Annotated in this window: 23 protein-coding genes; 13 read left to right on the top strand and 10 right to left on the bottom strand. The window is 70.7% G+C overall.

The window, feature by feature from the left end; genetic code table 11:
• Positions 1–419: cellulose binding domain-containing protein (locus ABZ795_RS22480; RefSeq protein WP_357531750.1), on the top strand; the 419-nt coding region annotated here is incomplete at its 5' end.
• Positions 420–522: 103 nt separating this feature from the next.
• On the opposite strand, the gene ABZ795_RS22475 is transcribed toward ABZ795_RS22480, so the two are convergent.
• From ABZ795_RS22475 to ABZ795_RS22465, 3 genes are all read right to left on the bottom strand, one after another.
• On the bottom strand, positions 523–2,136 hold the full coding sequence (locus ABZ795_RS22475) for an RICIN domain-containing protein (protein WP_357531749.1): 1,614 nt from the start codon (positions 2,134–2,136) through the stop codon (positions 523–525).
• Between the two features lie 176 nt (positions 2,137–2,312).
• Complete coding sequence (locus ABZ795_RS22470; RefSeq protein ID WP_357531748.1) at positions 2,313–3,668, bottom strand: PHB depolymerase family esterase; 1,356 nt, start codon at positions 3,666–3,668, stop codon at positions 2,313–2,315.
• A 137-nt stretch (positions 3,669–3,805) separates the two neighbouring features.
• Positions 3,806–3,976 carry a hypothetical protein gene (locus ABZ795_RS22465; RefSeq protein WP_357531747.1) on the bottom strand — a complete coding sequence of 57 codons (171 nt, stop codon included), beginning with the start codon at positions 3,974–3,976 and terminating at the stop codon, positions 3,806–3,808.
• 288 nt (positions 3,977–4,264) lie between these two features.
• On the opposite strand from ABZ795_RS22465, the gene ABZ795_RS22460 reads away from it, so the two are divergent.
• Positions 4,265–4,813 carry an STAS domain-containing protein gene (locus tag ABZ795_RS22460; RefSeq protein WP_357531746.1) on the top strand — a complete coding sequence of 183 codons (549 nt, stop codon included), beginning with the start codon at positions 4,265–4,267 and terminating at the stop codon, positions 4,811–4,813.
• A gap of 54 nt (positions 4,814–4,867) precedes the next feature.
• On the opposite strand, the gene ABZ795_RS22455 is transcribed toward ABZ795_RS22460, so the two are convergent.
• The 3 genes from ABZ795_RS22455 to ABZ795_RS22445 all read right to left on the bottom strand — a co-directional run bounded on the left by ABZ795_RS22455 (position 4,868) and on the right by ABZ795_RS22445 (position 5,812).
• Positions 4,868–5,167, bottom strand: coding sequence for a BON domain-containing protein (locus tag ABZ795_RS22455; protein WP_327027084.1), 300 nt, complete (start codon positions 5,165–5,167; stop codon positions 4,868–4,870).
• 269 nt (positions 5,168–5,436) lie between these two features.
• Positions 5,437–5,625, bottom strand: a complete 189-nt coding sequence (locus ABZ795_RS22450) for a DUF397 domain-containing protein (RefSeq protein WP_357531745.1) — start codon at positions 5,623–5,625, stop codon at positions 5,437–5,439.
• Entirely contained in the window at positions 5,615–5,812 is a 198-nt protein-coding gene (locus ABZ795_RS22445) for a Scr1 family TA system antitoxin-like transcriptional regulator (protein ID WP_357531753.1), read from the bottom strand. Before ABZ795_RS22445 ends, ABZ795_RS22450 begins: the two co-directional genes overlap by 11 nt.
• Positions 5,813–5,832: 20 nt before the next feature.
• Between ABZ795_RS22445 and ABZ795_RS22440 the strand changes: the two genes are divergently transcribed.
• Entirely contained in the window at positions 5,833–6,309 is a 477-nt protein-coding gene (locus ABZ795_RS22440; RefSeq protein WP_357531744.1) for a hypothetical protein, read from the top strand.
• A gap of 86 nt (positions 6,310–6,395) precedes the next feature.
• On the opposite strand, the gene ABZ795_RS22435 is transcribed toward ABZ795_RS22440, so the two are convergent.
• Complete coding sequence (locus tag ABZ795_RS22435; RefSeq protein WP_357531743.1) at positions 6,396–6,980, bottom strand: hypothetical protein; 585 nt, start codon at positions 6,978–6,980, stop codon at positions 6,396–6,398.
• 110 nt (positions 6,981–7,090) lie between these two features.
• Positions 7,091–8,725, bottom strand: coding sequence for a glucose-6-phosphate isomerase (pgi, locus tag ABZ795_RS22430; protein ID WP_357531742.1), 1,635 nt, complete (start codon positions 8,723–8,725; stop codon positions 7,091–7,093).
• A 205-nt stretch (positions 8,726–8,930) separates the two neighbouring features.
• Here pgi and ABZ795_RS22425 point away from each other — a divergent pair, with 205 nt between their 5' ends.
• From ABZ795_RS22425 to ABZ795_RS22395, 7 genes are all read left to right on the top strand, one after another.
• Positions 8,931–10,403 (top strand): glucose-6-phosphate dehydrogenase, encoded by a 1,473-nt coding sequence (locus ABZ795_RS22425; protein ID WP_357531741.1) that lies wholly within the window; start codon positions 8,931–8,933, stop codon positions 10,401–10,403.
• Positions 10,404–10,558: 155 nt separating this feature from the next.
• Positions 10,559–11,599, top strand: coding sequence for a sporulation protein (locus ABZ795_RS22420; protein WP_357531740.1), 1,041 nt, complete (start codon positions 10,559–10,561; stop codon positions 11,597–11,599).
• A gap of 289 nt (positions 11,600–11,888) precedes the next feature.
• Positions 11,889–13,478 (top strand): ABC transporter substrate-binding protein, encoded by a 1,590-nt coding sequence (locus tag ABZ795_RS22415; protein ID WP_357531739.1) that lies wholly within the window; start codon positions 11,889–11,891, stop codon positions 13,476–13,478.
• Entirely contained in the window at positions 13,445–14,479 is a 1,035-nt protein-coding gene (locus ABZ795_RS22410; protein WP_357531738.1) for an ABC transporter permease, read from the top strand. Before ABZ795_RS22415 ends, ABZ795_RS22410 begins: the two co-directional genes overlap by 34 nt.
• Positions 14,476–15,345 carry an ABC transporter permease gene (locus ABZ795_RS22405; RefSeq protein WP_357531737.1) on the top strand — a complete coding sequence of 290 codons (870 nt, stop codon included), beginning with the start codon at positions 14,476–14,478 and terminating at the stop codon, positions 15,343–15,345. The genes ABZ795_RS22410 and ABZ795_RS22405 overlap by 4 nt, the downstream gene beginning before the upstream one ends.
• The gene (locus tag ABZ795_RS22400) at positions 15,342–16,328 is read left to right on the top strand and encodes an ABC transporter ATP-binding protein (RefSeq protein ID WP_357531736.1); all 987 of its coding nucleotides are present in this window, start codon (positions 15,342–15,344) and stop codon (positions 16,326–16,328) included. The genes ABZ795_RS22405 and ABZ795_RS22400 overlap by 4 nt, the downstream gene beginning before the upstream one ends.
• Entirely contained in the window at positions 16,325–16,981 is a 657-nt protein-coding gene (locus tag ABZ795_RS22395; RefSeq protein ID WP_357531735.1) for an ATP-binding cassette domain-containing protein, read from the top strand. The genes ABZ795_RS22400 and ABZ795_RS22395 overlap by 4 nt, the downstream gene beginning before the upstream one ends.
• Before the next feature lie 64 nt (positions 16,982–17,045).
• Here ABZ795_RS22395 and ABZ795_RS22390 read toward each other — a convergent pair whose 3' ends face one another.
• Together ABZ795_RS22390 and ABZ795_RS22385 are read right to left on the bottom strand one after the other, a co-directional pair.
• A complete protein-coding gene (locus tag ABZ795_RS22390; protein ID WP_357531734.1) occupies positions 17,046–18,479 on the bottom strand; it encodes a cellulase family glycosylhydrolase in 1,434 nt (477 codons plus the stop codon).
• Positions 18,480–18,694: 215 nt separating this feature from the next.
• Positions 18,695–18,928, bottom strand: coding sequence for a hypothetical protein (locus ABZ795_RS22385; protein ID WP_327025332.1), 234 nt, complete (start codon positions 18,926–18,928; stop codon positions 18,695–18,697).
• A 309-nt stretch (positions 18,929–19,237) separates the two neighbouring features.
• Here ABZ795_RS22385 and ABZ795_RS22380 point away from each other — a divergent pair, with 309 nt between their 5' ends.
• The 3 genes from ABZ795_RS22380 (at position 19,238) to ABZ795_RS22370 (ending at position 22,426) form a co-directional block, all read left to right on the top strand.
• Positions 19,238–20,179 (top strand): hypothetical protein, encoded by a 942-nt coding sequence (locus ABZ795_RS22380; protein ID WP_357531733.1) that lies wholly within the window; start codon positions 19,238–19,240, stop codon positions 20,177–20,179.
• A gap of 202 nt (positions 20,180–20,381) precedes the next feature.
• Positions 20,382–21,842, top strand: coding sequence for a plasmid pRiA4b ORF-3 family protein (locus ABZ795_RS22375; RefSeq protein WP_357531732.1), 1,461 nt, complete (start codon positions 20,382–20,384; stop codon positions 21,840–21,842).
• 44 nt (positions 21,843–21,886) lie between these two features.
• Positions 21,887–22,426, top strand: a complete 540-nt coding sequence (locus ABZ795_RS22370; protein ID WP_327025335.1) for a hypothetical protein — start codon at positions 21,887–21,889, stop codon at positions 22,424–22,426.
• Positions 22,427–22,430: the final 4 nt, after the last annotated feature.

Below are 22,430 nucleotides of genomic sequence, written 5' to 3'. Positions count from 1 at the left end.
AGGCGCTGAACGCCGGTGGCACCACCCCGCCGCCGACCACCCCGCCGCCCACGACGCCGCCGCCCACCACCCCGCCGCCGACCACCCCGCCGCCCACGACGCCGCCACCGACCACCCCGCCGCCGTCCGGTGCCTGCACCGCGACGTACACGCTGGACACCTGGAACGGTGGATTCGTCGCCCATGTGCGGGTGACCGCCGGCTCCAGCGGTCTCAACGGCTGGGCGGTGAACATGACCCTCCCGGGTGGCACCTCGGTGACCAACTCGTGGAACACCCAGGCCAGTGGCAACAGTGGCGCGGTGACCTTCCGCAACGTCGGCTACAACGCCAACGTGGCACCGGGCACCACCACCGAGTTCGGGTTCCAGGGCACGGGCTCCGCCCCTTCCGGCACCCCCACCTGCAACGCAGGCTGATCTGAAAGGAGGGGCCCCTTCCTAACGCCTCGTGCATAGGAAGGGGCCCCTTTTAACGCCTCAACGCGCCTTGCCCGGGATCGTCGGGCAAGGCGCGATGCGTTCAGCAGCGGTTGATCGTCGAGTTGTTCAACGCCACATTGCTGATCACCAGGTTGGCCGTGCAGGGGTTCTCCAGGATCCGGCTGTTGACCAGGGCGAAGTTGCGCAGGGTGATGTTCTGGTTGCCGGGGAACTCGCTGCGCGCGGCCAGCCGCACCTCACCGCCACCGCTGATGGTGCCCCCACCGGCGGCGATGTCCACCCCGTAGCAGTTCTCGATGAGGATGGCGTTGTTGCCGGTGTTGGCGATGTCCACCCGGTTGACCGCCAGGCCGCCGGACTCCGAGACACAGAAGATGCCCCGGCCGCCGCCGCGCGCCCGTACGGTGTCCACCCGGATGTTGATCGGGTAGCTGGAGGCGATCCGACCGGCCCGGTTGGCGATCCGGAAGGCCGCGTACCCGGTGCCGGAGCCGGCGTTCTCCGCGTCGACCGTGTTCACGGTGGCGTTGATGGTCTCATTGAGCAGCAGCCCGGACTCCCCGACATTGCGGGCGGTCACCGTGCCGATGGTCAGCCCGTCGACGCCGTAGGTCTCCACGGCGTGCGCGCGGGCACCGGAGACGTACACGTTGTCGATGCGGATGTTGCGGCTCCACTGGCTGGTGTCGCCCCGGTTGTCGATGCGGATCCCGAGCCCGCTGGACAGCCGCATGTCGATCTGACCGAGGATCACATTGGTGACGTTGCGCATGAAGATGCCGTACAGCGGGGTGCCGGTGACGCTGAGGTTCTGCACCTCCACCTGGGTGGTGCCGCGCGAGTAGATCGGCGCCTGGTCGCCGCTGCCGGAGCCGGTCACGTTGATCGTGCCGCACACGTCGATCGTGGTGTAGCTGGGCAGGGAGATCCGGGAGCCCGCGCTGATCGAGCCGGAGCCGCGTACCACGACCCGCTGCTTGCTGGTCCGCCCGGCGCTGAGGCTGTTGATCGCGGCCTGCACGGCCTCCCGCATGTCGCCGCCGGTGTAGACCGTCGTGCCGCCGTTGCGGGCGGTCCAGGTGCCACCGTTCAGCACCGCCTCGGCCTGGAAGCTGCCACTGCCGCAGCCACTGCCGCTGCCGCCGCCCAGGGTGATCAGCCGCCACTGCTGGTTGGCGCCGTTGACATCCTGGTACTGCGAGATCATCGCCCCGTCGGCGGTGGACCAGCCCCACAGGTCCAGCGCCTTGTTGGAGTGCCGGTTGATGAACCGGACATGACCGCCGTCGGAGTCGGCCAGCCGGAAATGCTGCCGGGTGTTGCCGCCGGCCGAGGTGTTCTGCACCAGCTGTACGCCGTCGTTGGCGTTCGGCAGCTCAAGCACCTTCCCGCTGTGCACCGAACGGATCTGGTAGTAGCCGCTGCCGACGTCGACGAAGCGCCACTGCTGCACGGCGGCGTCGTTGCGGGTGAACTGGTTGATCGGGGCCTGGTCGGCGGTGGACCAGTTCCACACGTCCATCGCCTTGCCGCTGTGCCGGTTGACGAAGACGTAGGTGGCGTTCGGGTCGACCGTGGCGGCCTGCGCGGGGCTCGGCGCCGCGATGGCCGTACCGGCGGCGGCCAGCAGCACCGTGCCGGCGGCGACCAGCCATCGGGGCGTACGCCGGGGTGTTGTCGTTCTGGACGGCATGTGAGCTTCCTTTCCGGACGGACGGGTGGTGGTGAAGGGGGTGAGGCACCTGCCAGGGTAAGCGCTTTCCTGGACGGCGCGAATCGGTCCCGACCCGCAGCGTGTACGAGGTGCCGGTGCGGTTCCCGTGCCGGCACCCCACGTCGTGCCCCCGTGGGGTGCCGGCCTTACCGGGATCAGCCTGAGAAGTAGCAGGAGCCGCCGTTGAGCGTGAAGACGCCCGGCTTGCCGGCGTCGCCGGTGTGGTTGGCCTGGAACCCGATCGTCGTCGAGGTCTTCGGCGCGATGGTGCCGTTGTAGGAGACGTTACGGGCGGTCACCGCTCCGGAGGCCGGAGAGTACGTCGCGTTCCAGCCGTTGGTGATGGTCTGCCCGGCGGGCAGGGTGAACGCCAGGCTCCAGCCGTTGATGGCCGTACTGCCGGTGTTGGTGATGGTCACCGAGGTGGTCAGCCCGGTGTTCCAGGCGTTGACCTCGTAGCGGACCTGGCAGCCCGGCCCCGGCGGCAGGGTCGGCGACGTCGTGGGGGTCGGGGTCGGCGACACCGGCGGCGGGGTCGGAGTGGGAGTCGGGGTGGGGGTCGGCGTGGGAGTCGGCGTGGGGGTGGTGGAGGGGTTGTTCAGGCCGAAGAAGCGGATCGCCTGGGTGGCATCGACCGGCAGGTTGTGCGACACCCCCTGCATGCTGATCGCCTCGACCGACGCGAAGTTGCCGGTGCCGCCGTAGCGGGTGCGGGTGTAGCCGGCCTGCGGGCTGTCGGTCACGGTGGGGGTCTGGCTCAGCCCGTGCACATTGGTCCACTGCTTGATCTGCTCGCCGAAGTTCGGGTACCGCAGGATGTCGTCATTGGTGCCGTGCCAGGTCTGCATCCGTGGACGCGGGCCGTTGTAACCGGGGTAGGCGTTGCGCACCAGGTCACCCCACTGCTGCGGGGTACGGATGATCTGCCCGTTGGCGCACTCGCTGTTCCACTCCGAGCCGTTGGTGGTGGCGAAACAACCGAAGGGCACCCCCGCGAAGGCGGCCCCGGCGGCGAAGACGTCCGGGTAGAGCCCGAGCATCACGTTCGTCATCATCGCCCCGGACGACACCCCGGTGGCGAAGATCCGGGCCGGGTCGACCGAGTAGCGCGACCGGACGTGGTCGACCATCGACATGATGCCCACCGGGTCGCTGCCGCCGCCCCGACGCAACGCCTGCGGCGAGGAGACGTCGAAACACTGGCCGCTGCGGGTCACCGAGGGGTAGACGACGATGTAGCCGTACTGGTCCGCCAGGGCGGCGAACTGGGTACCCGAGTGCAGGGCCGGCCCGGTGCCGGTGCAGTAGTGCATCGCCACCAGCAGACCCGGACGCGGCGCGACCCGGTCCGGTACGTAGAGGTACATGCGCAGGTTGCTCGGGTTGGCACCGAAGTTGGTCACCTCGGTCAGGCTGGCCGCCGACGCGGGGGTCGGGATCGACAGCGCGGCCAGCGCCGTCAACGCGATGGCCGCGAACGCCGCCCAGCCGATTTTGATCACTTTCTTCATGGGCACGATGTCCTTCGGACGGATGCGAACAGGGGGGTGTTCCGATAGAGGCTGCCCGGTGCCTCATCTCGTCCGGCTCAGGAACATTGATGATTATCAGTCGTGCGGGTGCGCGGTGACAAGCCGCGCCACGCTGGTCACCGTTCGTCGTCGACCACCTCGGACTCGCCGTCGTGGGCGTACCGCACCGCCGGATGCTCGTCAGGCTGTGGCGCCTCCGCCAAGGTGTGGTGCGGATCGCCGTCCGGGGAGAAGAGCACCTGATCGGTCTTGCGGGTCTTCTCCTGGTCCTCCTCCGGCTCGGTCACCGGCCTGCTCCTCACCTCGGGGTCACGTCCCACCGACGCTATGCGGGTGCCCGCAGGCGGCTGCCACCGCCGGAGCAATCACCACCCGTTCGGGGGTACGCCCTCAGGTGATCTACCTTGCGGTATCGCCGCAGGTCAGCGCCCACGCGGCCGGCGATGTGAGCTGTCCGACCCCGGGTGCCCGCAGACCGGGATTCGTCACCCAACCGTCATATGTCCGCGCGTTGCTCGCCACCTGACCGGTGCAGGGTGGGTGGTCGATCATTACGACGTGGGAAGGAGCCCGGTATGGCCGTCGTCCTGGCTGCCCAACTGGTCACCCTGACCTGTGACAACTGCGGGGACACCGTCGTCGGCGCGCGTCCGCCCGCCGACGGGGAGATGCTCTGGACCCTGCTGTCCGAGCACGGCTGGGGCGGCTCTCCGCTGCCCGACGGCCCCCACCGGTGCGCCCACTGCATCCGGCTCGGCCCGGCCACCGACGCCCTGTCCGGCGGCATCCTCGGCATCGAGCATCTCGGTGGGGTGACGGTGGTGACCGTCGCCGGTGACGTCGACCTGGACACCGGCGACACCCTGCGGATGGCACTGCAGCACGCGGCAGACATGGGTGGTCACGTACTTGTGGACCTCGTCCGAACCGATCTGATCGACTCCACCGCCCTGGGCATGCTGGTCCGCGCCCACCACGACGCCGTCGAACGGGGCGCGCGGTTCTGCGTAGCGGTCACCTCACCGCTGATCCGCCAGGTCCTCCAGGTCACCGGCGTGGACAAGGTACTGGCCGTAGCGGACAGCCGCCCCGCCGCCCTCGCCCACCTGACCACCACCCCCTGACACCCCCGGCCCGTCCACGCTCGCCGGTGCCGGGCGGCGCGGACGGGCCGGAAGTCAGCGACGGCCGCGCCGATGCCCGACAAGCCGCAGGGCGTTGCAGACATCCGCGACGCCCTCGACATCCCAGGCCAGTTCACCGGCGGCCCGCCGGGTCTCCGCACCGGCGACCAGGCCGGTGAGGATCACGACGCGGTTCTGCACCATCACCGTGATCTGCTGTCGACGGGTGCTCCAGTCGGCGCTCAGTCGCTGGGCGACCAGTGCGGCGAGACGGACGTCCTCGTCATGGTCCTGCGGCTCGTCCCACAGTGCCCGGAACGAGTGATCGTCGGGCATCGGCCAGGGCCAGGGCATCACCACAACGGTCTCCTTCGTCGTCGAGGCCGGCGACCCGACGCGCCGTCCCGATCGGTGATTACCTTGCGCAAGGACCTTGGAGTCGACCGCACGGTTGGATGACATTTGCGTGACAGATCCCGCCGCTCACCGGCGCCCACGTCGGTAGGACGCGGTCGCCCAGCTCAGCAGCGACGCGATAGGAGGCCATGTCAGAGCGGCGAGGTATCGGCGTCGGGAGATCGACTCCGAAGCGGCTTCGATCTCCTGGTAGACGCGGTGGCGGTTCAGGGACGACGGTCGTCCGTCTTGATGCTGCTGACGAAGGCCGCCCAGGCGACCGCGCCGAAGCTCAGCGTTGCGGCAGTAGGAGCCTTGGAGTCGCGTACGTCGATCTCGGTGCCTCGGTCGCGGACCTCGACGCACTGGCCGTTGCTGCCGGAACGGCTCGACGTGCGCCAGACGTTACGCTCCATGCGCGCTCAGCTCCTTGACGAACTTGATCGACTCGGCCGGCGACCTGGCCAGCATCCTCAGATTGTCGTACGCCGCCGAGAGTCGCGTGCTGTCCGCCAGGTGGGCGCCCGCCTCGAAGCGGAGCACCTGGATGGTGACGTTGGGCAGTCGGCTCACCTTGACCAGGTGGTGAAGCTGTTCGGCCAGTACCTCCGGTACGCGGGACCTTGTTCCTGCAAGCCGGTCTCGCCGCGGCCGGTGACGGTGACCGGCGCAACGCCCACGACCTGCTCGATCACGCCGCCACCCTGGCGGATCGACAGGTCGACGCCACCGACCCGCACCACACCGGCTTCGGGCCGGTCGCCGTCGAACTGGCCCGGTCCCTCGCCGCCCACCGCCTCGGCGACACCATCGAGGCGGTACGCCGACACGAACACGCCGTACGCCGCGACGGATGGCGGCGGCTGTCGCCGGAACAGCGCGCCGCTGCCCTCGTCGACGCCGCCCGCGCCCACCTGGACACCGGCGACCCGGTCGCGGCCGGGCACGCCCTGCTCGACGCCGACCGCATCGCCCCCGCCGAGATCCGCAGCCGCCCGGTCGCCCGTACCCTCCTCGCCGAGGTCATCCAACGCGCCCCCGCCCCGCCCGACGTGGCGCGCCTGTCCACCACCCTCGGCCTCACCCCCTCGGGCAGTTGATCAAGAGGTTTCGGTCACGCGCCCGGCGTGTCGAAACCAAAACTTCTTGATCGACCCCTCGGGGAGGAGGGTTACCGTGCCGGTATTCATCCGGCGAATATCGTGTGCAGGGCATTGACGACCTCATCGGCCCGGGTGAGCGGCGCGAGATGGACGGAGTCCCGCCGGACGACATGCCAGCCGGCGCGTTCGGCAGTGTCCGCGGCGTCATCGTAAGCGGGCGTGAGCCGGACGTACGCGTGCGGCAATCCGTCGAAGACGGGGGTCGGTGACGGGCACTTCTCCGCGCAGAGCGCGAACGGCGTCGGGCGTAGGTCGGCGCTGAACCTCTCGCGGACCTCATCGTCCGGAATATCGGCGGCCAGCGCCTCGGCCGGAAACCAGGTGTTCCACGGCGGCAACTCGCCGTCCGCGACCATCTCGAGCAGCCGGGCCGCCCGTTCCCCGTCGAGGGATTCCAGCCAACTGAGTCCTGGATGCGGCAGGCGGGCATCCACGAAGATCGTGGCTGCCGCAGCCGGGCCGAGGGCCTCGACGATCGCGGGTACGAGCGGGCCGGCGGCGCTGTGGGCGACCAGAGTCGTCGGGTGCTCGACGGCGGCCACCACGGCTTCGCGCAGACGACCCTGATAGGGCGGCGGGCCGGTCAGGGCCGGGCGAAGATCGGGCACGACCACGCGGTAACCGTCAGCCCGCAGCGCGCGGGCGACGCATCCCAGCTGTACGGGCTCAGCAGCGGACTGTGAACGAGCGCGATCGTACGCATCATGTGCACCGATGGTCAGGGGCGGTGGCGGTCGGTGCGGTAGCGGCGGATGAGGGTGGCGGTGGAGGAATCGAGGGTGGTCAGGTCGGCCTCGTCGCCGGTGAGCAGCGGGGCCAACTGGTTGGCCATCACCTTGCCGAGTTCCACGCCCCACTGGTCGAAGGGGTTGATGTCCCAGATCGCGCCCTCGGTGAGGACGATGTGCTCGTAGAGGGCGACCAGTTGGCCGAGGGTCGCCGGGGTGAGGCGGGCGGCCACGATCGAGGTGGTGGGGTGGTTGCCGGGCATCACCCGGTGCGGCACCAGCTCGGGCGGGGTGCCCTCGGCGGCGACCTGCTCGGCGGTGCGGCCGAAGGCCAGCGCGGCGGTCTGGGCGAAGAAGTTCGACATGAACAGGTCGTGCATGTCGCCGATGTCGTGGTGGGGTTCGCTGAAGGCGATGAAGTCCGCTGGGATCAGCCGGGTGCCCTGGTGGATTAGCTGGTAGAAGGCGTGCTGACCGTTGGTGCCGGGCTCGCCCCAGAAGATCTCCCCGGTGTCGTACGACACCCGCTGGCCGTCGGTGCGTACGGACTTGCCGTTGCTCTCCATGGTCAGCTGTTGCAGGTACGCCGGGAACCGGTGCAGGTACTGCGAGTAGGGCAGTACGGCGTGGGTCTGCGCGCCGAGGAAGTTGGTGTACCAGACGTTGAGCAGCCCGAGCAGCACCGGGGCGTTGTGGGCCAGGGGAGCGGTGCGGAAGTGCTCGTCGACGGCGTGGTAACCGGCCAGCATCTCGTCGAAGCGTTCCGGTCCGATCGACAGCATCACCGACAGGCCCACCGCCGAGGGCAGCGAGTACCGGCCACCCACCCAGTCCCAGAAGCCGAACATGTTCTCCGGGTCGATGCCGAACTCGGCGACCCGCTGGGCGTTCGTGCTGACCGCGACGAAGTGCTTGGCCACGGCCGCCTCGTCCCCGCCGAGCCCGGCCAGCAGCCAGCGCCGGGCCTGGTGGGCGTTGGCCAGGGTCTCCTGGGTGGTGAAGGTCTTCGAGACCACCACGAACAGGGTGCTCGCCGGGTCCAGGTCGGCGGTGGCCTCGGCGATGTCGGTCGGGTCGATGTTCGACACGAAGCGGCAGGAGATGCCGGCGTCCCGGTACGCCTTCAGTGCCTCGTACGCCATCACCGGCCCCAGGTCGGAGCCGCCGATGCCGATGTTGACCACGGTGCGGATCCGCTCACCGGTGTGCCCGCGCCACCGCCCGGCGCGTACCTGCTCGGCGAACCGGGCCATCCGCTGCCGTACGCCGTGCACGTCGCCGACCACGTCCTGACCGTCCACGGTCAACGTGGCGTCGGCGGGCAGTCGCAGGGCGGTGTGCAGCACCGCCCGGTCCTCGGTGCCGTTGATGTGCTCACCGGCGAACATCGCGGCGATCCGGTCGGTGAGCCCGACCCGCTCGGCCAGCGCGGTCAGCAGCCGGAGGGTCTCGTCGGTGACCAGGTTCTTGCTGTAGTCGACGTAGAGGTCGCCCACCTCGACGGTCAACCGTTCGCCCCGAGCAGGGTCGGTGGCGAACAGGTCCCGCAGATGCGTCGCGCGGATCTCGTCGGCGTGCTTGCGCAGGGCCTGCCACTCGTCGGTGGTGGTGACGTCCGCAGCCATCGGATCGATCGTCTCCTCGCAGAGTCGGCACACGCCGGCGTCACGCCGGCCGATGGAACCCAGCCTGCCACACGAAGATCGCTGTGCCTGCCCGACGCCCGCGACCGGTCACCATCCGCAGGGGATCGGCTGCCCGGCGTGCCCGTAGGCCAGAGCATCGAGGCCGCGGTGCGACCCGGGCCGGGCACAGGGCATGGTGGAGCACATGACGACGTCGGCCCCGAGCGCCCCCACTCACCCCAGACCCGTGACCACCCGCATCCCGCAGACCCTGCTGGTGCTCGGCGCCAGCGGTGACCTGACCGGTCGACTGCTGCTGCCCGGCCTGGGTCGGCTGGTGGCCACCGGGGCCCTGCCCGGGTTGCGGCTGATCGGCAGCGGCATGGACGACTGGGACGACGAGCGGTGGCGTACCCGGGTGACGGAGTCCTTCGCCACCGTGGGCGCGCAGGGCCCCCGAGAGACCGAACTGATCCGCCAGAGCCGGTACGTGCCGGCCGACGTGACCCGGGAGGAGGATCTGCGGCGGCTGCTGGGCGGCTGCACCGGCCCCTTGGTGATCTTCTTCGCGTTGCCGCCGATGGTGGCCGCCCGCTCGGCCGCCGCCCTGGCCCGCATCGGCGTACCACCGGGCACCCGGCTGATGCTGGAGAAGCCCTTCGGGGTCGACCGGATCTCGGCCCGTTCCCTGAACAACCTGCTGGCCACCCTGGTGCCGGAGGAGCAGGTCCACCGCATCGACCACTTCCTCGGCAAGTCGACAGTGCTGAACCTGCTGGGCCTGCGCTTCGCCAACCGGATCTTCGAACCGGTGCTCAACTCCACCCATGTGGCCAGCGTGGACATCGTCTTCGACGAGACCCTGGGGCTGGAGGGTCGGGCCGGCTACTACGACGGCGCGGGTGCCCTGGTCGACATGGTGCAGAGCCACCTGCTCCAGGTGCTGGCCCTGCTCACCATGGAACCCCCGCCCAGCCTCGCGGCACCGGAGCTGCGCGACCGCATGGCCCAGGTGCTGCGGGCCACCCGGCTGTGGCACGACGACGCGGTGGTGGCCAGCCGCCGGGGCCGGTACACGGCGGGGGAGATCGCCGGGCGCCGGCTACCGGCCTACACCGACGAGCCGGGGGTTAACCCGGCCCGGGGCACGGAGACCCTCGCCGAACTGATGGTGACCGTGGACACCTGGCGCTGGGCGGGGGTGCCCTTCCGGCTGCGCTCCGGCAAGGCCATGGCCGGGGTACGCAAGGAGGCCGTCATCACCTTCAAGCAGCCGGACCGGGTGCCGGACGGCCTGACCGGGTACGAGCGACCGGACCGGCTGCGGATCGGGTTCGGGCCGGACCGGCTCGGCCTGGACCTCAACATCAACGGTCCCGGTGACCCCTTCGACCTGGACCAGGTGGACCTGACCGCAGAGTTCGGCCCCGGTGACCTGCCGGCGTACGGAGAGGTGCTGCGGGGTGCCTTCGACGGGGATCCGACCCTGTCGGTGCGCGGTGACGTGGCCGAGGAGTGCTGGCGCATCGTGGAGCCGGTGCTGACCGCCTGGAAGGCGGGTGCGGTGCCGTTGCAGGAGTATCCGGCCGGCTCCTCCGGCCCGGCCGACTCCTTGCTGGGCCCGGTCACCGGCTGGCGTCCACCGCGACCGGCGGAGGGGAACTCTCACCGATCGTGACACCTCGACCCCTCTCAGCTATCTCTCAGCTGGCGGTGTTAGCTTGCCGACCCGACGGGATCCATGGTGGACGGCGCTGATCCCGTTGCGGCACAACGGATTCGCGTAAGACTCTCGCGTCCGCGCCGCGCCCGCCGCTGTCGAGGGAGAAGCTCGTGGTGTTCAAGAAGATGCTGGGTGCCTTCGGGATCGGCGCGCCCAGCGTCGACACGGTCCTGACCAATCCGAGCACCCGCCCCGGGCTGATGCTCGGCGGGCAGGTGAACCTGACCGGCGGCAGCCACGACGTGGACATCGACCAGATCGTCGTGGGGCTGGTCACCCGGATCGAGATCGACGGCGAGGAGGGGGACTACGACGCCACGGTCGAGTTCCACCGGATCCCGGTCGCGGGTGGGCTGCGCCTGGCGCAGGGGCAGCAGTTGTCCCTGCCGTTCCAGGTCCAGATCCCGATCCAGACCCCGGTGACCGACGTGTACGGGCAACCCCTGCCCGGCATGACCATGGGGCTGCGTACGGAGGTGGTCATCCGCGGGGCGGTCGACAAGGGCGACCTGGACCCGGTGCACGTACACCCGCTGCCGGTGCAGGAGCGCATCCTGGAGGCCTTCGGTCGGCTCGGATTCCAGTTCAAGGGCGCCGACCTGGAGCGGGGGCAGATCGCCGGAGTGCACCAGACCCTGCCCTTCTACCAGGAGATCGAGTACTTCGCCGCACCCCAGTACGCCCACGGGGTCAACGAGGTCGAGCTGACCTTCCTGGCCGACGAGCAGGGCATGGACATCGTCCTGGAGTTCGACCGCCGAGGGGGTCTGTTCACCGGCGGCCACGACTCCTACGGCCGCTACCGGGTGGCGCACGCCGACGCCGAGCGACTTGACTGGGCCGCCGTGGTGGACGGCTGGCTCCGCGAGGCCCTGGAGCAGTACCGCGCCACCCAGCCCGGCTACGGCGCCCCCGGCTACGGCCAGCCGGGCTACGGGATGCCGGCCGGGTATCCGCCGCATCAGCCCGCCTACGGCCATGAGCACGAGCATCACAGCCGGGGTGGGTCCGGAATGGGCGCGGTGGCCGCCGGTGTGGTGGGCGGCGCGGCGCTCGGCTTCGCCGGAGGCATGGTCGCCGAGGAGGTCTTCGAATCCTTCGGCGACGACGACGGCGGGGACGAGGGTGGAGACGACGGCGGCGACGAGTGACCCCAGCCGTTCCTCCGACGTTTCACCGGGGCGTGGGCTGCGGTTCACTCGGTCGTGAGCTGCGGTTTTCCGGGGCTTGGATGATGCGGAGGGGCCGGGTCCGACTGTGATCGGCGCGGGTGAGTGAACGTGGCATTGGCCACAGTGCGCTTTCTTGCCAATAGTTTGCAACTACGCGAGTATGGCGCTGTGGCGATCCAAGATCCCACCCGTCGGGCTGCCCGCAGGCTGATCCTCTCGGGTCGGACGCCGCACCTGTCGTCGTCACCCGCGAGGAGCGGTAACAGTCATGTCCCGAACGAACGTTGTCCGGCTGGCCGCCAGCGCCGCGTTGCTACTCGCCCTGGTGGCCTGCTCCTCGCCCACCCCCACGTCGGACAAGCAGTCCGACGCCCTCCTGATCGTGGCGACCGCCGGGGAACCGGACACCCTGAACCCGGTGCTCAACTACGGGGCCGACGGCGGTTCGCTGATCTTCGACGGTCTGGTCGCCCGGGACGAGGGTAATCGTCTCGTCCCGGCCCTGGCCCGGGACCTGCCGGAGGTCTCCGCGGACGGCAAGACCGTCACCGTACGGCTGCGCGAGGGGGTGCTCTTCCACGACGGCACCCCGCTGACCGCGAAGGATGTCGTCTTCACCTACCAGGCGGTGCTCGACGAGAAGGTCGACTCCGTCCTGCGCAGCGACCTGGACATGCTCGCCTCGGTCGCCGCCCCGGACGACACTACGGTGATCTTCACCCTCCGGTACGCCTACGCGCCCTTCCTGCAACGGCTGACCCTGGGCATCGTGCCGGCCGCCGCCTTCGAGGGGCAGGACCTCAACAGGGCCGCCTTCAACCGGCAGCCGATCGGCACCGGTCCGTACCGGGTCACCTCCTGGACCCCGGGCGACCGGCTGGTGCTGGCCGCCAACGACCGCTACTGGGGCGGCCGACCGGCCAACAACGGGGTGGTGGTCGCCTTCGTGCCGGACGACAACGTCCGCGCCCAGCGCGCCCGCGCGGGCGAGTTCGACGCCGCCGAACTGCCCCCCAAGCTGGCCGTCGGCTTCGACAACCTGCCCGGCTACCGGGTGCACAAGGTCCCCACCGCGGACTACCGGGGGGTGATGCTGCCGATGGGCAACCCGGTCACCGCCGATGTGGCCGTGCGCCGCGCCCTGAGCGTCGCCGTCGACCGCACCGCGATGGTCGACGGGGTCCTCGGCGGGGCCGGTGAGCCGGCGTACGGGCCGGTGCCGCCCTCCTCGGAGTTCGTCGAGCCCGCCGCCGCCGGGGCGCCGACCGCCGACCCGGCCGCCGCTACCGCCCTGCTGGAGGCCGCCGGCTGGCGACCCGGCCCGGACGGCATCCGGGTCAAGGACGGCACCCGGGCCGCCTTCAGCCTGATGTACCCGGCCGCCGACAGCCTGCGCAAGGAACTGGCCCTGGCGGTCACCGCCGACGCCAAGAAGATCGGCATCGCGATCACCCCGGAGGGCCTCACCTGGGACGCCATCACCCCCCGGATGGGCTCCGACGCCCTGATCATGGGGTACGGCACCCCGTACGACCCGGACTTCGTCTCCTACAAGCTGTTCCACTCCGACTTCGCCGGGCAGGGCTTCTTCAACCCCGGCTCGTACGCCTCCGAGGTGACCGACCGGGCGTTGCGTGAGGGGCGGGCGGAGGCCGACCTGGCCCGGCGCAAGGCCGCCTACGCCACCTTCCAGCGGCAACTGGCCACCGACATGCCCTGGGTGTTCCTCACCTACCTGGAGCACACCTATGTGGTGCGGGACTCCGTGCAGGGGGTGGTGGCCCGGGTCGAGCCGCACGAGCACGACGTGGCCAACAGCATCTGGTGGAACATCAACACCTGGACCCGACGTTCGTGACCGCCCCCAGCCCGGTCCGGCGGCGCCGTCGCACCGGCGCCGCCCGCATGATCCGCAACCGGCTGCTGGTGGCCGTGCCGGTCCTCTTCGTCACCAGCGCCGGCATGTTCGCCCTCGGCGCCGCCTCGCCGATCGACCCCGCCCAGCAGTACGCCGGGGCGGCGGCCTTCACCACCAGCGAGGAGAACCTGGCCCAGATCCGGGCCAACTGGGGCCTGGACGACCCCCTGCCGGTGCAGTACCTGCGCTGGCTGGGCAACCTGCTGCGCGGCGACCTGGGCTGGTCGACCAGCCGACACGAGCCGGTGGTGGACGTGCTGGCCGCCCGGGCCGGCTGGACCCTGCTGCTGGTCGGCGCCGCCCTGGCCGTGGTGCTGGTGGCCAGCCTGCTGCTGGGCACCCTGGCCGCGTACCGCCGGGGTGGTTGGTTCGACCGGGCCCTGCGGACGACCGCGTACACCATCCAGTCGGTGCCGTCGTTCTGGCTGGGCCTGGCCGCGATCGCGGTGTTCGCCCTGAGCCTGGGCTGGCTACCCGCCGGCGGCCTGACCGACATCACCGCCACCGAGACCCGGGTAGCCGACGTCGCCTGGCACCTGATCCTGCCGGTCGGGGTGCTGGCGGTGTCCCAACTGCCGTGGTTCGTGCTGTTCATCCGCGACTCGGTCGCCGACAGCCTGCGGGAGGACCATGTGCTGGCCGCCCGCGCCCGTGGCCTGCCCGGGCGTACGGTCCTGTTCGGTCACGCCCTGCGTACCGGCCTGCTGCCCTTCCTCACCCTGATCGGCACCCACCTGCCCGAACTGGTCGGCGGGGCGGTGCTGGTGGAGACCGTGTTCTCCCTGCCCGGCCTGGGCGCGGTGACCGTGCAGGCCGCCCTGGGCAGTGACTTCCCGCTGCTGGCGGCGACCACCCTGGCGACCACCGTCGTGGTGCTGGCCGCGAACCTGGCCACCGACCTCGCCTACTCCGCCGCCGACCCCCGGGTACGCCTCGAATGACCGCCGCCACCCTGACCCGTACCCGCCGACTGCCCCGACTGCGTCCGGGCCGCCTCGGCGCGACCGTCGCCGGCACGGTACTCGCCGTCGCCGTGCTGGCCTGCGTGTTCGCCCCGCTGCTCTGGCCGCTGGACCAGAGCGCGATCGACCTGTCCCAGACCCGGTCGGCACCCTCGCTGGCGCATCCCGCCGGCACCGACGACCTCGGCCGGGACGTGCTGCTGCGCAGCGTCTACGGGCTGCGGGTGTCCCTGCTGGTGGGGGTCATCGCCGCCCTGGTCGCCGCGGTGATCGGTGGTGCCGTCGGCGCCCTGGCCGGCACCGTCGGCGGCTGGGTCGACCGGCTCCTGATGCGGCTGGTGGACACCATCGCGGCCATGCCCCACCTGCTGCTGGGCATCTTCATCGTGGCGATGCTGCGCCCCAGCCTCGGTGCGGTGGTGCTCTCCATCGGGCTGACCCACTGGCTGTCCACCGCCCGGATCGTCCGGTCCGAGCTGCTGAGCCTGCGGAACCGGCCCTTCATCGACGCGGCCGTCAGCGGCGGGGCCGGCCGGATGCGGGTGCTCACCCGGCACCTGCTGCCGCATGTGCTGCCCCGGCTGGCCCTGGCGGTCACCCTGATGATCCCGCACGCGGTGTGGCACGAGACCGCCCTGTCCTTCCTCGGCCTGGGCCTGCCCCCGCACCTGGCCTCCCTAGGCAACATGATCAACGATGGTCGGGGCTCCCTGCTGGCCGGTGCCTGGTGGGCCAGCCTCACCCCCGGCCTGGTGCTGATCGTGGTCACCCTCGCGCTGGCCACCCTCACCGCCCACTGGCGGGACCGTCTGGATCCCCGGGTACGCGCGGAGCTGCAACTGTGACCATTACCGAACCCCTGCTGGCCGTCGCCGGGCTGACCGTCCGGTTCCGGCTGCCCGACGCCGAGGTGCACGCCGTCACCGACCTGCACCTGGCCATCCGCCCCGGGGAACTTCTCGCCGTGGTCGGGGAGTCGGGCTGCGGCAAGTCCGTCCTCGCCCACGCCCTGCTCGGCCTGCTGCCCGGCAACGCCACCGTCACCGGCAGCGCCCTGCTGCGCAGCGGTGCGGCACCCGCGATCGACCTGCTGACCTGCCCGCCCCGGCAACTGGCCCGGCAGGTACGCGGGCGGGTCGTCGGGCTGGTGCCGCAGAGCCCGGCGACCTCCCTGACCCCGGTGCGTACCGGTCGTCGGCTGCTGGTGGAGACCCTGCGGGCGCACGGCCACACCCGGGCGCAGGCTCCCGCCGCCGCCGACCGCCTGGCCGCCGAGGTCGGCCTGGACCCGGCCGACCTGGACCGCTACCCGCACGAGTTGTCCGGCGGCATGGCCCAACGACTGGCCACCGCCCTGGCGCTGGCCCCCGACCCGCCGCTGCTGCTGGCCGACGAGCCCACCACCGGCCTGGACCGCCCCCTGGTCGACCACACCCTCGATCTGCTGCGCCGCCGCTGCGACGCCGGAGCCGCCGTCCTGCTGATCACCCACGACCTGACCGCCGCCCAGCGGGTGGCCGACACCGTGGCGGTCATGTACGCCAGCCGCATCGTCGAGCACGCCCCCACCGAGGCGCTGTTCGACACCCCCGGGCACCCCTACAGCGCGGCGCTGCTGGACGCCCTGCCGCAGCGGGCCTTCCGGCCGGTGCCGGGCCATCCGCCGATGCTCACCGACCTGCCGGTCGGCTGCGCCTTCGCCGCCCGCTGTGACCGGGCCACCCCGGCCTGCCGGGTGCAGCCGGCCTTCACTGGCACCGGTGTCGGCCGGGTCGCCTGCCACCATCCGCTGGAGCACGCCGAACTGCGCGCCGAGGTGCCGGCATGACCGGCCGGGCCCTGGCCGCCTGCCAGGTCAGCGCCAGCTACGACCGGCAGCGGGTGCTCGATCGCGTCGATCTGCACATCGCCGCCGGGGAGACCGTGGGGCTGCGCGGCCCCTCCGGCAGCGGCAAGTCCACCCTGGCCCGGCTGCTGGCCCTGCTGCACCGGCCGGACTCCGGTCACATCAGCCTCGACGGCACCCCGGTGACCGGCACCCGCCACCAGGTGCCGGTGGCGGTGCGTACCCGGGTGGCGATCCTGTTCCAGAGTCCCCGCGCGGCCACCGACCCCCGGCTGACCCTGGCCGACATCATCGCCGAGCCGCTGCGCGCCACCGGCACCCCGCCGGAGCAGGTCCGGGAGCGTACGGCCGAACTGGCCGACACGGTGGGGCTGACCGCCGACCTGTTGACCCGCCGCCCGCACGCGGTCAGCGACGGCCAACTGCAACGGGCCTGCCTGGCCCGGTCCCTGGTGCACCGGCCCGGGTACCTGCTGTGCGACGAGGCCACCGCGATGCTGGACGCCTCCACCCAGGCCCATGTCGCGGCCGTGATCGGGAACTACCGGCGTCGGCACTCCGCCGGGGTGCTGGTGATCAGTCACGACTCCGCGCTGCTGGGCCGGTGGGCCGACCGGGTCGTCGACCTGTCCTGACCGTGGTCGCACACGTCGGCGGCCCCGGGGACAACTCCCCGGGGCCGCCGTGGCGTGGTGCTGATCAGCTGGTCGGGAAGTTGTCCGGGGTGCGGATGCGCTCCCGCATGAAGACCCCGGAGGGGGTCAGCACCGAGGTGCCGGTGTAGTTGCTGCCGTTGCAGGTGCCGGGCCGCAGCGCGGCACTGCCCTCGGCCTTGTCGGAGAAGGTCCAGTTCGCGTAGCCGATCTTCAGCCGGTCCAGCAGGTCCAGCCACTGGGTGCTGCTGGCCAGGTCGACGCCCCCGTCACCGGTGTAGTCCACCGTGCCGAACTCGGTGACGAACAGCGGCAGCCGGGCCGCCGCCCGCTCCACCTCGGCCCGGTAGTTGTCCCGGTGCGAGGCGGCGTAGAAGTGGAAGGCGTACATGATGTTGCTGGCGTTGACCGGGTTGTTGACGATCTCGGTGTGGTTGGACCCCTCGGAGACCCCCAGCGAGGACCAGCCCCGGGTACCCACGATGATCACCGCGTCCGGGTCGTTGGCCCGGATCACCGGAATGACCTGGTCGGCGTAGTTCTTGATGGTCGCCCAGCTCACCCCGTTGGGCTCGTTGGCGATCTCGTAGATCACGTTGTTCTTCGACGCGTGCCGGGCGGAGACCGAGGCGAAGAAGGTCTTGGCCCGCTCCAGGTTGAACATCGGGTCACCCGGAGTGAGCAGGTGGAAGTCGATCATCGCGTACATGCCCCGCCGGGTGGCCTCCTCGACCAGGTTGTTCACCCGGTTGGTGAACCCGGCCGGGTCGGTCTCGTAACCCTGCTCCTGCACGTACATCGCGATCCGGAACAGGTCCGCCCGCCAGTCGGTGGCCAGGGCGTCCAGGGAGGCGTTGTTGTAGCAGTTGCCGAACCACTGGATGCCGTGGGTGCTCATGCCCCGCAGTTGGATCGGCCGCCCGTACTGGTTGCACAGGTTGACCCCGCAGACCCGCAGCTGGCCGTTGATCTGCACCGGGGTCTGCCCGGTCGGCGGGGGAGTGGTCGGCGGGGGAGTGGTCGGTGGCGGGGTGGTGGGCGGGGGAGTGGTGGTGGAACCGGTGCAGGGCACCCCGTTGAGGGTGAAGGAGGTCGGCGACGGGTTGCCGCCGGTGAAGCTGCCGTTGAAGCCGATGCCGGTGCTGGCCCCGGTGGCCAGGCTGCCGTTCCAACTGGCGTTGCGCGCGGTGACGGCGTTGCCGCTCTGGCTCCAGGTCGCCGACCAGCCCTGGGTGACCCGCTGCCCGCTGTCTGGGAAGCTGAACCCCAGGGTCCAGTCCCCGATCGCGTCGCCCAGGTTGGTGACGGTGATGTTGGCGGTGAAGCCGTTGGACCAACTGTTCGTCGAGTAGGTCACCGCACAGCCGGTGGCGGCCATCGCGTTCGTGGCGGGCAACGCCACGAGGGTGCCGAGGGCCAGCGCACCGACGGTGCCGGCTGCGACCAGGAGCCGCCGTGGACGAGACGGAGGACGCTTCATGTGGACCGTCGCAATCTGGTCGTGGTGGTGGGTACGGCAAGATTGGTCCGCCGACTCAGCCGGCGGCCCGGGAGCGCTCCCACGAGCCTACGTGGGGTCGAAACAATCACGCAATATTTGGATGCATCGAAGTCTCGGCAACGGTTGACGCCCCGGAGGAGCGCTCCGGGGCGTCATGGGTGGGCGTACCTGATCAGGTTTGGTCGGCGGCGCACCTAGGGTTGGTCGGCGGCGCGGCGCCGATCCGCCTCGGCGTCGGCGGCCCCCACCGGGGTGGGGTCGAGGTCGCGCCGCGCGCCGCTGAGGTCGACCTCGGCACCCGCGCGAGCGGCATCGGCCGCCGCGTCGTCCGCGCCGATCACCTCGCCGCCCTCGGGGTCCCCGCCGTCGGCGACCAACCTGCCCGCCGCGTTGACCGCGATCGGGGTGTACCTGGGATCGGTGGTCATCTCATCCTCCCTTGTGCCGATGACCCCTCAGGTACCCGTCGGCGACCGCGGCCACACGGCCAGGCGAAGGTGGAGGTTACGCATCTTTGCCCTATGGCAAACACCACATCAGTGGCGGGAGAAGTGTCCTATTCGCCCGCACATTCGGACTACCCGGTAGCGCCCCGCACCGGCACCGACACCGGCAGTGGCCTCGGTGGGCCCGCGTTATCGAATCGTCGCGGCGTCGCCGTGCGCAGGTTTGCACCGGTCACTACCCTGGGCCTGATCATGTGCCAGAGAACCTCTCGACTTTGACAAGGGCCACACATGAGTGACAGTTATCCGCCGTACGGGGGGCAGCCGGATCCGAACGCGGGGGGCTGGGGCAATCCGCCCGGACCCCCGGCCGGACCGTTCCCTCCCGGCTCCCCGGTCGGTCAGCCACTCCCGCCCGGATCTCCGGTCGGTCAGTCCGGCTACCCGTCGCCGTACGGTGCCCCGCCCCCACCACCCCCGCCCCCGCCGTACGGGGTCCCACCGCAGCAGCAGAAGTCGAAGAACGGGCTCTGGTTGGGGCTCGGCATCGGCGCCGTCGTGATGGCCGTCCTCGTCGCCTGCGGCGGCACCATCGGCTACTTCATGCTCTCCGGCGACGACGAGGACAACCCCACCCCGGTGGCCAGCGGCTCCAGCAGCCCCTCCGCCGCCCCGGAGAACTCCGTGTCCCCCGACGCGGCACCGCCGCCGCCGGAGCCGGACAACCAGCCGGACAACAACAACGCGGTCACCGCCCGCAGCTCCAGCGACATGTCCGCGGTGTGTGACGGCAGCCCCATCCTCAACGCCGCGCCGTACACCAGCGCGAAGGGCGCCAAGGTCTACACCTTCGCCAACTCTCCGGAACGCCCGCAGTCCTGGCTGAGCAAGTCGGTGGGCTACAACAAGCCGTACTACGCCAAGATTGCCGACTGGGCGAAGGTCTCCGTGATCGGCTGCCTCACCTTCGAAGAGGGCAGCGAGGGCGAGCCGCGCAAGTGCGACTACAAGGACAGCGACGACAAGAAGATCACTGTCGACTACATCTCCGCGCGCTACACCCTGACCTTCTACGCCGCCAAGACCGGCGAGAAGATCGGTGACGGTGGCCGGGTCAACGCTCCGGCGGTCCGCTGCCCGAGCTTCATCTCCTACAACCGGTCGACCATGAAGGCGTACGCCTCGCCGGACGACGGCGCCCTCGAGCTGGCCCTGGACAAGTTCACCTCCTGACGAGTACGCGATGACGGCGGGGACCCGACCGGGTCCCCGCCGCGTCGTTGCACGGCTCGATCTGCCTGCTGTGAGGTGACCGGGACCGTGTCCATGAGTCGTCGCGTCGTCGGCATGGGGCAGACTGCGTCTCGTGAGTCCCATGAGTCGTCGCCGTAAGTCGAAGAGTCGATCCGTCCGTAGCGGTGCCCCGCTCGTCGTTATGGACCCGCCGGACGAGTGTGACTGCCCGCACTGTGCCGGGGGGCAGCCCACGCCGGAGCAACTCGACAGCCTGATGCCGCTGATCGACTTGGCCGCGATGCAGGATCCGACGGAGGTCGAGGTGGCCGCCTCGATGTTCCTGGCGGTCGGTGCCCTCGTCGGGGAGGACTTCGAACAGGCGTTACCGGAGCTGTTCGTGCCGACACTGGAGGCGGTAGCCACGCCACCGGCACGCGCCATGCTCGCCGGCATCGCCGCGGTCTGCGACGGCGACACGAGCCGCTTCGCGGCACAGGCGGCTGGCCGGCTCGCCGAGGCCGGGGTCGACGCGCCGGCCTGGCTCGCAGAGTTGGACGCCCCGATCGTGGCACAGGAGTGCCGCCAGTTCCTCAACCCGATGGGGGAGACCTTCCTGCTGGCCGGCATGTTCCAGCGGGCCGGCCGGTCGCTGGCCGCGTTCGTGGTGCTCGATCCCCTCGATTGTGGTGCTGCGCAGGAGATACTCCTGATCGACCCCGACCAGTGGGATGGTGCGCGCCATTCGCTCCAATCCGACCTGCGGGCCGATGGCGTCTCCCTCCGGGACGAGGAGATTCAGCCGGCCGACTTCCGTCGCGCCGTACAGGAGGCACTGGAGATCCGTGCCGACCACGACCAGGACCGCGACGTGGACGACCTCCTCGACGACGAGGAAGGCCCCGGCTACCCGGCGTTCGCCCTGCTCCTGCGCAGTTGGCTGCGGACGCTGCCTGAGCCGGCCAGCCTGCCCCGTCACCGGCACGACGGCGAACTGGACATCGCCTCGATCGCCGCGCTGCTGGACCGCATACCGGGGCGTGGACGAAGAGGTGCCGTACCGAGACCCCGCACCGCCGCCCTGCCGTCCAAGCGGAAGAAGTCCGCCGGGCCGGCCCCCATCTACCGGATCAAAGTCGGGCTGAGAGGAGCCCGTCCGCCGATCTGGCGTCGCCTTGAGGTGCCCGGGGACATCACGCTGGCCCGGCTGCACACGCTGATTCAGGTCGCCTTCGACTGGGATGACAGTCACCTGCACGTCTTCGAGACCCCGTACGGCAGCTTCGGTCGTCCGGACGCAGAACTCGGTCATCGGGCCGAGTCACGGGTCAACTTGGAGCAGGTCGCTACCGCCGTGAACGACAAGCTCCACTACACCTACGATTTCGGTGACAGTTGGGAGCACGACATCCTGGTGGAACAGATCCTCGATCGTGATCCGGCCGTGACGTACCCGCGCTGTGTCGGTGGCCGGCGGGCTGCCCCACCGGAGGACTGCGGAGGCGTGTGGGGTTACGCGGAGTTGGTGGACATCCTCGCCGACCCCACGCACCCCGAACACCAGGACCGCCGCGACTGGCTGGGCCTTGCCGAGTCCACCCCCTTCGACCCGGCCCACTTCGACGCGAAGGCGATCACCGCCGCGCTGCAACGGTTGCGCTGACGCCACCAGCCGCCGGGTTGCCGGAGGCTGGCAGGGTATGCGCCATGGGGAGCCTCGTTGCGCAGTTGCCCGCCCTGCTCGGTGTGCTGGTCGGCACCATCGGCACGATCGTGGCCACCTCGCTCGCCGACCGCGCCCGGTGGCGCCGACACCAGGGCGTGCGATGGGACGAGCGGCGGTTCGACGCGTACGCCGAATTCGCCCGCGTGCTCAAGGAGGTGCTCACCATCGCCAGCCGGCTGATCGGCGGCTACCTCGACCGGGAGCAGGAACTCGCCCTGCTGACCGAGGCGAACTTCCGGCACACCATCGCCTGGGAGAACGTCCTGCTGCTCGGCGACGCCCCGACAGTGAAGGCCGCCCGGGCCTGGCGCGACGCGGTCTGGGAGGTCGAACGCCTGGCCCGCGACGGCTCCGCCGCGGACGGGCTGCCCGACCTGCTGCACCGGGTCAACGAGGCACGGGACCAGTTCTACGACGCGGCCCGCGGTGGCCTCGGCGTCAGCGGCGGCTCGGTCGCCCAGGCCGCGCTGCTGGTCGACCGGCTGTACCCACGTCACACCCGCCCACCGGCACCACGCTGACCTG

Origin of the sequence: Micromonospora sp. NPDC047134 (assembly GCF_040643455.1) — a bacterium.
Classification (GTDB): Bacteria; Actinomycetota; Actinomycetes; order Mycobacteriales; family Micromonosporaceae; genus Micromonospora.
This window is presented reverse-complemented; position numbering and strand designations above follow the sequence as displayed.